This is a genomic window from Psychroflexus sp. MES1-P1E, from assembly GCF_002836055.1.
Lineage (GTDB): Bacteria > Bacteroidota > Bacteroidia > Flavobacteriales > Flavobacteriaceae > Psychroflexus.
The window spans coordinates 38309-52056 of sequence record NZ_PJBS01000351.1; the positions used below are offsets into that span (position 1 = coordinate 38309).

The following is a 13748-nucleotide window of genomic DNA, read 5'->3' on the forward strand; positions in this document are numbered from 1 at the left end:
TATTTTTAATTTCAATCAATCAAAAAACCTGTGCTGAGCTGCGTGGTAGTATAATTCAATTTATTTATACCACATTATAAATTTAATTTGGTATTAGTCTACAATTTTGAATTCTGAACGCCGATTTTCTTCGTGTTCTTCCTCACTACATCCAGAAATACAATCTTTTATAATCTCACTTTTCCCTTTACCTTCAGAGGATAATCTTTCAGGATCAACTCCGTTTTCGGTCAAGTAAGCTACTGTACTTTCAGCTCTGTCTTGTGATAATTTCATGTTGTAAGCCCCTGAACCTCTTTCATCGGTATGGCTAACCACTTGAATGTTTATGTTTTCATTTTCTTTAAGAATTTCAATTAGTTTATCCAATTCAAAAGCAGCTTCTGGCTTTATGTTGGCTTTGTTATAATCAAAAAAGATACGTTCTTGAAGAATTAAAATCTCAGCTTCAGTAGATGTCATCTCTGGTACTAAAGCGACTCTCATTACCATTTGTAGCTGAGGAACTTCAAATGAATTGGATTGACTCTCATAGCCTTCAGCATTCACTTGCAAATCAAACTTCTTTCCAGTTGGTAAAAAGTTTCTGCTATTACCCCTAGCAGTCGTTCTGCTCCTAGAATATTCATTTTGGGTGGTATCGTAGAAAATAAGTTGAGCCTCTTGGATATGAACTTCAGTAGTAGCATCTACAACTTCAACCAATACAGAAGTCTGTTCAAGTGGACTTACCAATTTGGCTCGGTATATATTGTCGGTTCGTTCTTCTTTTTTATTAGTAGTTCTATTAGAAGACACAAAGCCTAATTCTACGTTACCATTATAAGTAAACGCAAAATCATCGGCATTACTGTTTAATGGGTGACCTAAGTTTTGAGGAGGGGTAAAGTTACCAGAATCTACTTTAGAATAAAAAACATCCAAGCCACCAAGACCTAGATGTCCATCGCTGGAGAAATACAGCATCTCCTCTTCATCGACGAATGGAAAGTTTTCTCTTCCCTCTGTATTGAGAGTGGGCCCTAGGTTTTGTGGAGATCCGTAAGTTCCATCGACATTAATATCCACAACATAGAGATCTGAAGATCCATAACCTCCGGCTCTATCACTTGAAAAATAAAGCTGACTCCCGTCTGGGCTTAAGGCTGGGTTTGAATTGGAAAATGAAATATCATTAAAAGGCAAGTCTTGGATATCTTGGAACATTCCGTTAACTAATGTTGCTTTATAAATTTTAAGATTGTTCACTCCGTTGTCATCTTTTCTATACTTTTCGTATAAAAAGTCGTTTCTAGTAAAGTATAAAGTCGATTTATCCTTAGTGATAGCAATAGAGCCTTCGTGGTATTTGGTATTGATATATCCTGTGATTTCAATTGGATTTTTAAATGTCCCCGCAACATTTTCAGCCACAAAAATATCTAAAGAAGGTTCGTTATCCCATCCATATGTTTTACGAGATTCGTTCCTTGCTGAAACAAAATAAAGCTTTCCATCGAACTCGTATGCTCCAAAATCTGAAAAATCCGAGCTTAAGCTGAGTTTATTCAACTCAAATCTTGGGGTCATCGATTGTAAATCCATCAGGTAATCTGGATTTTCTAGAAAGACCTTTCCTCTTCGATCCATTGGCGCTTTATCGACAAAATCAAGCATAGCTTTTTTGAAATTATCATACTCCTCGTTAATCAAAAGAGTTTGAGCGTAATTAAAGTAATCTATAGCCTCTGGATTCCGACTACTTCTTAGATAACGCTTAAATAATCGTTCAGACGCTTCGAAGTTGGAAGTCTTCATATTAGCTATCGCCAATTGCTTATAAACATAGGCATTAGCTTTTCCCTTTTGAATTAATTTTTCGTAAGCATCAATCGCATCGACATAGGCAAAGCTTTCGAAGTATTTATCTGCTTTTTTGGTATCGCTGTTTTGGGACCAAAGCATGGTTGATGACAAGCAACAAAAAATACTTAGTATAAATAGGTTTTTCATAATCATGTGGATTTGAGTTTAAAAATAGCGAGGAGAAACGTAAGTTTTCTTCTTAAAGAAAATATCGAAAATAATGAAGGCCTCGTAAGAAGGATTGTTCAAATTACTTTTAGTTGTATCGATAGCAAACCCTACCCGCACTAAATCTGTAAATCTTATACTTGCTAAAGCACTTATAGCATCTTCATATCTATAGGAAACGCCTACTTCAAGCTTATCGTGGAATAAGACATTGGCATTCACATCAAAGGAGACTGCTGAACCTAGTTCAGATTTCACTAAAGTAGAAGGTTTGAATTTGATATGATCGTTGATATCAAACACATAACCGGCTGTCACAAAATAGTGTTGTTTTTCTGAACCAAATTCTCTTCCATCCACTTCTAGGTGAGTAGAACTTAAGAAATTTGGTACAGAAAGACCTAAATAAAATTTATCTGTATAATATAAAACCCCAGCACCTAAATTAGGATAGATTTCGCTAAGATCTTCTTGAAAAGCAGGATCCATTTCATCTTGGAGATATAAATCTGTAAAGTTACTATTTTGTAGAGTTGCTCCAGCTTTTATACCAAAAGCCAATTTGCTATTTTGTCCAACATCGATGGTATAGGAAATATCTGCGTAAAGATTAGTTTCATCTACAGGTCCTATTTGATCACTAATAGCTGATAATCCAACACCAAAACCATCTCCTAAAGGGGTATGTGCATTAAAAGTAAATGTTCGAGGTGCGCCGTCAATTCCAGACCACTGCCCTCTGTACAAAGCACCAACAGAAAGGCTTTCTTTAGAGCCGGCGTAAGCTGGGTTAACAACGTTCATATTGTACATGTATTGAGTATACTGGGGATCTTGCTGCGCTGTTACGTTGGTGATAGTAAACAAGCACAAGATGGCGAAAAAAGGTATATATATATATTTCATGGATAGGGTTTTCTTCAACAAAACTATAAAGACTTATTGTTCTACGTTAATGTATAGGGCTCCTTTTACACTGAAACCATATTCGGGATCTTCGATTTCGAAAGCAATCTCATAAAAATAAGTCCCAGTCACCAAGCTATTTCCAGTATCGGAATCTCCAATAAATTCGTCTCTATAATTGTCTTTGTCATAAATCTTTCGACCATTTCTGTCGAAAATTTCTAAAGTGGCGATTCCTGTTCGGTCTGCAAGACAAGACAAATCAAAATTATCATTAAGCCCATCTTGATTTGGAGAAATTCCACCAGAAATTTTACATTCATTTTGATTGGCATTAAGTTCACCTGAATCATCTGAACTACATGAAAGAGATAAAATTAAACAAGAGAAAGTAAAAAGGTAGGTTTTAAAATTCATAAAAGTTTGATTATTCATAATAAACGAATTAAGGAAATTTTTAGTATTTAAAGGCTAAATTTAGTGAATAAAGTTAGAAGAAAAAGAAAAGTCTACCCCCATTTCTTTAAATTTCCAATATCTTAAAGTGATAAGTGAACTGAAGTATTTTTCATAATTTTGCTTTTATAAAATAAACTATGCTAGACGCTCAAAATATAAACTATGAAAAAACAGTCCTTATTGGGATTGTTAGTCAGTTTCAAAATGAAGAAAAATCCAAGGAATATCTAGATGAGTTAGAATTCCTTACTTATACTGCTGGTGGAGAAGTTTTAAAACGTTTTCAGCAAAAATTAGAGGTTCCAAATCCTAAAACTTTTATAGGAAAAGGAAAACTAGAACAAGTAAGAGATTATGTGGAAGAACATCAAGTAGGTACTGCTATTTTTGATGATGAATTATCTCCTGGTCAACAAAGAAGTATCGAAAAAATACTCAAGTGCAAAGTGGTCGATAGAACCTACCTTATTATGGATATTTTTGCTCAACGCGCAAAAACAAGTAACGCAAGCACTCAAGTAGAACTTGCTCAATACGAATATTTGTTACCAAGACTTGCCGGTCTTTGGACCCACTTAGAGAGACAGCAAGGTGGTATTGGTATGAGAGGCCCTGGTGAGACTGAAATTGAAACTGATAGACGTATTGTAAGAGATAAAATCACCTTGCTTAAAAAAAAGCTAAAAACCATAGACAAACAGATGGCTGTTCAACGTGGGAACAGAGGAAGCCTTGTAAGAGTTGCTCTCGTTGGCTATACCAATGTTGGTAAATCTACGCTGATGAATGTGATAAGCAAAAGTGAAGTTTTTGCAGAAAATAAGTTATTCGCTACCTTAGACACTACGGTTAGGAAAGTTGTGATCCGTAATCTTCCTTTCTTGCTAACCGATACAGTAGGTTTTATAAGAAAGTTACCCACTCAACTTGTGGAGTCGTTCAAATCCACCTTAGATGAAGTCAGAGAAGCCGACTTGCTTTTACATGTAGTCGATATCTCTCATGAAAATTTCGAGGATCACATCGAATCAGTAAATAGTATTTTAGACGATATTAATGCTAAAGATAAACCTTGTATCATGGTCTTTAATAAGATTGATAACTACGAACCTGAAGTGATCGAAGAAGATGATTTGATGGTTGAAAAATCTTATCAACATTACACCCTTGAAGAGTGGAAAAAAACATGGATGCAGCGGGAAGGCGATAATGTTTTATTTATCTCGGCAACAGAGAAAGAAAATATTGAAGAGTTTAGAAAAAAAGTCTACGAAACCGCCAGAAAGATACATATTAAACGTTTTCCATATAACAACTTCTTATATCCAGAATACGAAGCTTATACTGGAGATGAGGAAGAGATGAAGGATTAAAGCCCGCTCTTAATTTTCAAAAAAGGGCTGAAGCTGTTTAAGCTGTTTTAATTGATTTAGTTTTTCAATATTAATAGGTTTTTCTATAAAATCGATGACTACTGGATAGGTTTCCGATTTTTCTTTATCGGAAAGATCTATTGAAGAGGTAACGACCAAAACATGACAGTAATTGGTTAATCCAATAGATTTGAGTTTATCCATAAATTGCCAGCCATCAAGGTTTGGCATATTTACATCTAGGAAAATCAAAAACTTTGTATCCTCATTTTTGTATTCAGAAATGTAATCCAAAGTCTCGTATCCGTTTGAAAACGACTTAGGATGACTAGAAAAGTCTGCATGACCCATCATTTTCTCGTAGATAAAAAGGACCATCTTGTCGTCGTCCACATTTAAAACTTTTAATTTCATATTTTTATTTTATTGAGTTTTTAAATAGGGTTATAATAAACTAAAAATATTTTGGCTCATAAGACTTGTTTAGGAAGGTTGAAGCTAAGCGTACTACCGCTTCCAAGTTTAGAAGTTACCCAGATGTCACCTCCTAAGTTTAAGATGATTTTTTTGCAAACTGCCAGCCCCATCCCTACTCCAGCATCACTCTGGGAGTCTTCCTTGTAAAAAGGTCTAAAGATTTTATCTAGGTTGGATTCTTTTATGCCCAAACCATTATCAGAAATATGAATAACCCATCGATTAGACTCCTTTTTGATTTTTATTTCAATAACTAAAGGTCTTATTTTAGATCTGTACTTTATAGCATTACCTATTAAATTCCGTAAGACTATTGAAAATGAAGTTTTAGAAGTATGAATTTTAGGAAGTTCAGAATAGTTTATGGCAATAGTATTGGATTTGATAATTGGTAAATTAAGATCTATAATACTTTCAATAATTGGCTCTACATCTACACGCTCATTGACATCTTTCTGTGAAGTCAATTTGGCAAAAGCAAGTATCTCATAGATAAGCCCTGTCATTTTATGAGTGCTTTGTTTGGCATAGTTGATGTATTGCAGAGCCTCTTCACCAAGACTTGTTCCTGTATCACTTTGTAATAATTCTAAAAATCCCTGAATGCTATCTAAAGGGTTTTTAAGATCATGAGCTATAGAATAAGCAACTTCTTCGGTTTGATTCTTTTGAGCTTCCAATTGAGAATAGACTTTTTTTAACTCTAAAGATTTCTTACGAGACTCAAACAGGCGTTCTACTAGTTTTGCAAGAGATTTGAGGGCTTGTATTTGTGATGTAGATAAAACTTTAGGTTTGTGATCAAAAACGCACAATGTACCTAAGGCATAGCCTTCCTTACTCATAAGAGGGATACCCGCATAAAAAGCAATTTTTGGATCTTTGGTAACTAAAGGATTTTCTTTAAATCTTTCATCTAAACTAGCATCATTGACAATAAGTGATTTTTTTGGAGTATTTATAGCATGTGCACAAAAGGCTATATCTCTTGAGGTTTCCTTCAAATCTGTTCCTTGCCTAGATTTAAAGACTTGTTTCTTGGAATCAATTAGTGTGACAAGTGATATTGAAGTATCGCAAATATCTGAAGCTAGTTTTGTAATCAAATCATAATCTTCATCTGGAAGATCGTCTAGTAATTGGTGGCTTTGTAAGTCTTTTAAGCGTTCTACTTCATTATCTGGAATCAGTGGCTTTTTCATATTAATGTGACTTTAAGGGAATATTTTGTTGAAGTTATACCTTCATCAACTTTAAAATTCAGATTAATTCATGTTAACAAAATTAGGCATATTTTCTAAAAAAGAGGCAATTAAAGACCTTTTTTAAAAGTATTGTTTTAAAGGGAAAACCATCTCAAAAATTTAGTGTACGATTTTAGTCTTCTGCTTTTTTATGTCAGAAATATCTTGCAAGCTTCCAACCATTCTTAAAGCTTTTCCTCGATCATCTCTAATGATAGCTCCTCTATCCAAAACAGAAATATAAGCCCCATCACTTTTCATAAGACGGTAAGGTTCATTCCAATGATCCGCAGTTGTATCTTTAAGTGAAGTTTCAAAAGAAATTTGAATCCTTTCTCTTTCTTCTGGATGAATTTTACTTAACCACATTTGTTCACTGTCACTGAACTCTTTGGGATCATATCCGAAAAGATTTTTAAGCCCAGAACCCCATAATATAGAATTGTTTTGAATATCAAGATCCCAAACAGCATTTATAACGGTTTCTGAGAGAATTTCAAAATTTTTAATTTGTGTTCTCAGATCTTCAACAACCGCCTTCTTCTCTGTTGTGTCTCTAAAATAGATTGAAAGCTGCTTCTCCGAAGGATAAGCACTCACCTCAAACCATTTCTGTAAATTTTCAAAATAGAAGCTTTCTTGTTTCTCCATAGATTCTCTGTACTTTATATCAAGTGCCTGTCCTCTAAAGTCATCAAAAACCTCCCATAAATGTTTTCCCAGAATTTCTGATTTATGCACAGATAAAATCTCTTCAGCGCTTTTATTCCAGTATTTAACAATCCATTGTTCATCAACTACTAAAAAACCGTCAGTAATATTAGCTAGAATCTGATTCTTTTCCTGAAGGAGTTTCTTCTCTTTCAATAAAGACTCCTTATAGCCGTGTATATTTTGTAAAGATCCAAACAACTTGACTAGAATGTTATTCTTAAATTCTTGTTCTACGACAATTCGAAACCAGTTATTTGTACCATTAGGAAGGTTAATCTGAGTATCAAACTCCTCATTTTGTTTTATTTCAACTTTTGTAGACTGAAGTTTAGCTAGGTCTTGATTCAAATTTAACAGTGAATTCATTTCAGATACCTCACCGACAAAACTATCTTTTAGACCGAGCAAGTGCTTTGCATTTTCACTCAAATACGTTTTATTGTTTTCAAAATCAATTTCCCAAGTTACCATTTTAGAGAGTACATTCGTTTTTCAAGTAACTCTCCTAGCCTTTCTTTGCCTGTGATATCTCTACCAACACAAAAGACATCCTCGCTATCTTTTAGGCGAAACAAAGTCCAAGAGACGTAAAGGGTGTTGTTATTTTTAGAAATTAAACGTATTTTTGAATACTGTTTTCCTGGCAATTGAATAGCGGCAGAAAGGGTTTCTAGAGCTTCGTTTTGGTCTTCACTATGGATAAACTCTAAAAAAGGTATAGACAAAAACTCATCTTCACTGTAGCCGAGTAATTCGGTTGCACGTTTATTTATTTTTTTTAAATACCTATCTTTTCCAGCGATACACATAAAATCTGGGGCATATTCAAAAAAACTAGTTAATTCATTCTCAGCTTGTTTTCTAGAAATTTCATTAGCCAACTGTATAGAAAAATCATCAAAAACAGAGCGAAGGCTATGTTCTCGAGAATAAGCATGTGTGAAGCCTAAGTGCACCACTCCCAAGATGGAACCATGAGACTGAATTGGGAAGGCATAACTCAGTTTAATATCTATGCTATCTTCCAAATATAGATTTTCTTGATGAATAGTGATAAGAGGTTGATTCGCTTTAAATATTTTTTCTATAACACTTTTGTAAAATATACTAGTGTCATCGCTTTCCAAATCGACAACCTTTCTACCCTTAAGCGCTACCGACTTGGTTAATTTTTTTGAGTAAGGATCTAAAAGCCAAATCTCATTCACATAAGACCCTAATTGATTTTCTATCTCTTGCAGTACCTTTACTAATAAAGCGTTTAGCGGTATGTTTTCTGTAAATATTTTATGAGTTTGCGTGAGAAGCTGACGCTTTATTATACTATTCTTCAGGTCATTAACATCTCTATTGATCACTACCCAGTGTGTGTACCAGCCCTGATCATCCATGATGGGAGTGATGGATAGATTGTTCCAAAACTCTACGTTTTGTTTTGTAAAATTTAAAAGATCGATTTCTACTAGATCCCAATTTTTCAATTTTTTATTTAAATCTGTAAATTCTGCTTTATTTTTATCGGTCACATAAAACTCGAGTGGGGTTTTCCCAATGATGCCTGAACTATCATAGCCAAATAACTCTTGGAAACTCGAATTAGCATAAATAATTTCTGAGTCTAGAAAATTGTCGTTGTGGACTTTGGTCATCAAGATGGCATCTTTTGCTCCTGCTACCAATTTTTCTAAAAGACCCAGGTGGTCTTCTCGTTTTACCGCTTTAGTGATGTCTTGCAGGGCTCCAACAAGTCGAGTAGCCTCCCCTTCCTTATTTCTGACGATAATCACGTTCTCTCTTACATTAGCATAGGAGGTATCCTTTTTCAAAAATCTATAGTCAAACGTCCATTTATTCAAACTTTTATCTTCTTTTGCTAATTTTAAGCTATTTAAAAAAGTGTGGATGTCATTAGGATGGATCTTAGATTCCCAGAAAGACTTTGAAACTATATCGCCTCCTTTTTTGTAACCAAAAATGCCCTCAAAACTGTCACCCCAGTATAATTTATCGCTTTTTAAATCACATTCCCATACCACATCTGAATTAGCTTGAGAGGCAAGGTCAAACCTGCTTTTTGCTTGCTCCAGTGCTTCCCTCGCATAATAACTTTCAGTGATATCCGTCACTGTAGAAATCATAAGATTCTGATCATAAAGAGGGATGTTTTTAGCATCAACGATTTTTACCTCATTTAATTTTGTGGTGATTTTTAAATTTTGCCACTGCATCTTTTCAGGATTTCGAGAATCAATATCACTTAAGACTCTTTCCGAAATCTCTTTCCTATAATTAACCTCTGGATATACTTTTTCAAAAAATTCTGATACATTTTGAAGGTCTTCAGCTTTCCAGCCATAGATGTCTTCAAAATTTTTATTGACGTAAACAGTGGTATTGTCGTCTATTTTATTAACTGCAATGCCTAAGGGAAGAGATTCGAAAATTCTTTGAAAAAAAGCTACATCTAAAGTTTTGTGGGTTTTATTAAAGAAGGGTCTCTCTTTGTAGCGTTGAGTGACTATAACAAAGAAATATGGAGTCTTGTTGATCCCAATGCGTTCACATTTAAAATAAAAATCTTTATGATTAAAGCTTAAATCAAACTCTGCTGTTGATGCTGGCTTTTCGGAAAGTGACTCTAATTGAGATTCAATGAATTTTAAAGATTTATTATCGACTCTTAAAGTTTCTGATAAAAATAATGGCAAGTTGACTGTTTCATCTTTTCTTCCTAGACAATCAAAGAGCATTTTAAATTTTGGGCTACACCCATCTACTTTAAGATCTTTACCAGAATACCGAACTAAGAATACTGGAGATTCAAAATAATCCAGTATCTGCTTTAATTCATTAAATTCTGTTGACATATATTGATAGTATTAATTAAATGTGTTTTCTGCAATAATATAAAAATTAAAACAAATATAATAAACCATATTAAGCATGATACTCAATATAGATGCATAAATTTAGTTGATAATAATTACGACGGACTTAAGTTATTTTGTGTTACAACTTGTTGGAAGGATTAAGGTCAAAAGCCGACCAACTCAGATAAATTTACTGACATATTTTCTATCTTCGCTCAAGGTCATATTACTGACGATATTGTTCTGCATTTGCAAACTTATAGGTTTTCTGAAGGAACTGTGGCCCTTTGTGAAAAATTTGGGGTAGAAGTTGTTGCCATAAATAATAAAGATGCCTAAGCTGAGCTGAAAGCTCACAATTCCGCAGAAAACTTACTGCTCAATAAAGAGGGAATAAAATTTTGGAAGGCTATTGCCCTTGTGGAATCAAGTTTAGATATCTCTGAATAAAAAAGATTGCAATGCCTCTAATAATGCTTCCCAGAGTCTAACTTAGTATCAATATAAAAATCAACATTGGATTACTCATTAAACTTATAATGTCATGAAAAATTATCTTTTATTACTTGTCAGTATATTACTTATCGCATGTCACGATACCCCAAAGCTTAACAAAGAAAAAAACGCCCCTAAACCCCCGAAATTTGGCATTGTTATACATGGTGGTGCTGGTGTTATCAAAAAAGAATACATGACAGACTCTTTGCAAAGAGCTTATGAGGATAAATTAAAAGAAGCTGTAGAGAAGGGACATTTCATCCTTTCTGAAGGAGGTACTGCTTTGGAAGCGGTCCAAAGAACTATTAATATCATGGAAGATTCTCCTCTATTCAATTCTGGAAAAGGAGCCGTGTTGAATGCCGATGGTATTGCCGAATTAGATGCTTCGATAATGGATGGAAAAACCAGAAATGCAGGAGCTATTTCTGGTGTACAACATATCAAAAACCCCATTAACCTCGCTTTTAAAGTCATGGAAGAATCCGATCATGTGATGCTAAGTGCCTCTGGTGCTGAAGACTTTGCCAAGTTAAATGGACTATAATTTGTAGAAAACTCATATTTTATAACAGACAATAGAAAGCGAGCACTGAAAGATTCCAAAGCAAATGAACAAGGGGTCTATGATGGAAATAAGTTTTTCTTGAGCAATGAAAAGTTTGGGACTGTTGGCTGTGCTGCTTTAGACCAAGATGGCAACTTAGCCGCTGGCACCTCAACTGGAGGAATGACCAACAAGAAATATGGAAGAATTGGAGACTCGCCTATCATAGGTGCTGGTACATATGCCAATAATAAAACCTGTGCCATTTCTGCAACGGGTCATGGCGAATATTTTATTAGAGGTGTAGTTGCTTACGATATCTCTGCACTTATGGAATACCAAGGCATCAGTCTAGAGCAAGCAGCAAAACGCGTGATCCAAAAAAAACTTACCGATATGGGGGGGACAGGCGGCATCATAGGTATTGACAACAAAGGAAACATGGTCATGGAATTCAATACTCCAGGGATGTTTAGAGCGTCTAAAACCATGAAAGGTGAAACCCTTATTAAGATGTACGAGGATTAACCTCAACCCTTGATTTCTAGTTGTTTTTTGGCAATATCAACATGTGTAGTAGGCTGTTGACACGTTTTGTTTTCACAGACATATATGATAGTTTCCAAAGTGTTTTGTGGTGTCTTTCCTTTTAAAAGGGCCAAGTTTTCTTGGTGTCCACCCAAGAAAATAGCATTTTGACAGAAGCTATGCTGAAGCTCCAATGCTTTTACTTCAGACTCTTTCCCCATGATTGCTACTTCATAAAAGGGATGAGAAAACCACCCAGACAGAATTTGCCAGTTGGCATAATAAGGTCCCGATTTGTGGAGTTTTGATTTGACCTGATTCCACATTTTCTTTGATGCTTTAGTATAAGTAGAGTCGTTAAAAAAGTGCCCCATCAAAAACAAAGATTTAGCTAAAGACGAGTTGGAAGCAGGAATCACATTATCATTAATTTCAAAGGTTTTTGAAATAAGCTGCTCTCCTTTGGTCGATGAATAATAAAACAGTCCTGTTGAAGAGTCCAAAAAGTAGTCTAAACAGATGTTCACCAAATCTTTAGCTGTAGTTAAATAGTGGATATTAAAAGTTACTTGGTATAATTTAATAAGCGCTTCCACCAAAAAAGCATAGTCATCCAAAAAACCATATATAAATTTAGAGTTTGAACTTTTGGTTCGTAATAATTTTCCATTTTCAGTAACCATAGACGCTAATAAAAACTGCGCATTCTTTTCTGCTAAGTCTAAATATTCAGGTTCTTTTAAGGCTATATAGGCATCCACCAATCCAGTAATCATCATCGCATTCCATGAGGTGATGATTTTATGATCTAACGGAGGATGAGTCCTCTCCCAACGAATTTGATATAATTTATACCTCAGTTGATTTAGATCACTTTTAAATTTTTCAGGGACTAAATCTTTAACTTTCGCATAAGAATCTGGGGTTTGTTGACTAAACAAAATATTTCTGGATGATTCCCAGTTACCTCGCTGAGTCACATTATAAAAGCTTTCAGCTAGGTTTAATTCTTCTTCGGTTAACACCTCAGAAAGTTCTTTATAAGACCACACATAATACTTTCCCTCTTCCCCTTCACTATCGGCATCTAGAGATGCATAAAACCCATAATCCTCGCTCATGAGCTCTTTGCTCACGAAATTGATAGTATCTGAAATCACTTGCTTGTATAAAGGCTTAGGCGCCAACTTAAACGCATTTGCGTATAAACTAATCAACAAAGCATTATCGTAAAGCATTTTTTCAAAATGTGGCGCAAACCATTCAGCATCCACAGAATATCTTGAAAATCCGCCACCAATTTGATCATAAATACCTCCCAGAGCCATTTCATCTACTGTTTTAGCTACCATCTCTAGAACCGAGTGGTCTTTGGTAAAATCATAATATTGGAGTAAAAACTGCCAAGAATTAGCCATTGGAAATTTAGGAGCCCCCCTAAAACCCCCGCGATCTCCATCTACTATTTTTCGCCAGTTGATTATTAGGTCTTGATATTCTTTTTTAGAAAACTGAACGTCTCCATCTTCTACTGCACTTAATTCTTGAGCCAACTGTATACCGTCTGTTACCTTTTCCGCAGTCTCCAGAAGAGACTTATAATCTCGAGAATAGGCTTTAGCGATATTTGACAAAACTTTTTTCCAGTTTTCTTTCGGAAAATAGGTGGCTGCATAAAAAGGTCTGCCGTCTGATAAGGCAAAAGCGTTGAGCGGCCAACCTCCACGACCTGTTAACATTTGAGCCGCCTCCATATAAATATGATCAATATCTGGGCGCTCTTCTCTATCAATTTTTATACAAATGAAATGCCTATTCATTAGCTCGGCTACTTCGTTATCCTCAAAAGATTCATGAGCCATAACGTGACACCAATGGCAAGCGGCATAGCCAACACTAATCAAAACAGGCTTATTTTCTTGCTTAGCACGCTCCAAAACTTCGGGACTCCATTCTACCCAATGCACAGGATTCTCTGCATGTTGCAATAGATACGGACTTGAAGCAAATTGAAGATCATTTTTGAATCCAGACATAGAGTGTTTTTTTTACCAAAATTACATTTTCTTACCACCTTCTGAATGTTAAACAGTCTTAAAACTGATGATTTTAAAACTTA

Annotated in this window: 9 protein-coding genes and 1 pseudogene; 2 read left to right on the top strand and 8 right to left on the bottom strand. The window is 34.9% G+C overall.

The genetic code is table 11. From position 1 onward, the window contains the following. Nucleotides 1–93: 93 nt before the first annotated feature. The 3 genes from CXF67_RS17545 to CXF67_RS17555 are packed head-to-tail and all read right to left on the bottom strand — an operon-like array spanning nt 94 to nt 3354. Nucleotides 94–1992, bottom strand: coding sequence for an OmpA family protein (locus CXF67_RS17545; protein ID WP_257984749.1), 1899 nt, complete (start codon nt 1990–1992; stop codon nt 94–96). Between the two features lie 18 nt (nt 1993–2010). After that, complete coding sequence (locus tag CXF67_RS17550) at nt 2011–2919, bottom strand: PorP/SprF family type IX secretion system membrane protein (protein ID WP_102089939.1); 909 nt, start codon at nt 2917–2919, stop codon at nt 2011–2013. A gap of 33 nt (nt 2920–2952) precedes the next feature. Continuing rightward, nucleotides 2953–3354, bottom strand: coding sequence for a T9SS type B sorting domain-containing protein (locus CXF67_RS17555; protein ID WP_102089940.1), 402 nt, complete (start codon nt 3352–3354; stop codon nt 2953–2955). A 161-nt stretch (nt 3355–3515) separates the two neighbouring features. Between CXF67_RS17555 and hflX the strand changes: the two genes are divergently transcribed. After that, nucleotides 3516–4751, top strand: coding sequence for a GTPase HflX (gene hflX, locus CXF67_RS17560; protein WP_102089941.1), 1236 nt, complete (start codon nt 3516–3518; stop codon nt 4749–4751). 9 nt (nt 4752–4760) lie between these two features. Here the strand turns inward: hflX and CXF67_RS17565 are convergent, their stop codons facing one another. The 4 genes from CXF67_RS17565 to CXF67_RS17575 all read right to left on the bottom strand — a co-directional run bounded on the left by CXF67_RS17565 (nt 4761) and on the right by CXF67_RS17575 (nt 10053). Beyond that, nucleotides 4761–5165, bottom strand: coding sequence for a response regulator (locus CXF67_RS17565; protein WP_102089942.1), 405 nt, complete (start codon nt 5163–5165; stop codon nt 4761–4763). 56 nt (nt 5166–5221) lie between these two features. Continuing rightward, the gene (locus CXF67_RS17570) at nt 5222–6430 is read right to left on the bottom strand and encodes a GAF domain-containing sensor histidine kinase (RefSeq protein ID WP_102089943.1); all 1209 of its coding nucleotides are present in this window, start codon (nt 6428–6430) and stop codon (nt 5222–5224) included. A gap of 162 nt (nt 6431–6592) precedes the next feature. Beyond that, the gene (locus CXF67_RS19025; protein WP_257984750.1) at nt 6593–7657 is read right to left on the bottom strand and encodes a PAS domain-containing protein; all 1065 of its coding nucleotides are present in this window, start codon (nt 7655–7657) and stop codon (nt 6593–6595) included. Then, the gene (locus tag CXF67_RS17575) at nt 7651–10053 is read right to left on the bottom strand and encodes a PAS domain-containing protein (protein ID WP_257984751.1); all 2403 of its coding nucleotides are present in this window, start codon (nt 10051–10053) and stop codon (nt 7651–7653) included. The genes CXF67_RS19025 and CXF67_RS17575 overlap by 7 nt, the downstream gene beginning before the upstream one ends. A gap of 547 nt (nt 10054–10600) precedes the next feature. Here CXF67_RS17575 and CXF67_RS17580 point away from each other — a divergent pair. Further along, a pseudogene (locus CXF67_RS17580) lies at nt 10601–11629 on the top strand (isoaspartyl peptidase/L-asparaginase family protein). 2 nt (nt 11630–11631) lie between these two features. Here CXF67_RS17580 and CXF67_RS17585 read toward each other — a convergent pair. Further along, the gene (locus CXF67_RS17585) at nt 11632–13665 is read right to left on the bottom strand and encodes a thioredoxin domain-containing protein (RefSeq protein WP_102089944.1); all 2034 of its coding nucleotides are present in this window, start codon (nt 13663–13665) and stop codon (nt 11632–11634) included. Nucleotides 13666–13748 lie beyond the last annotated feature (83 nt).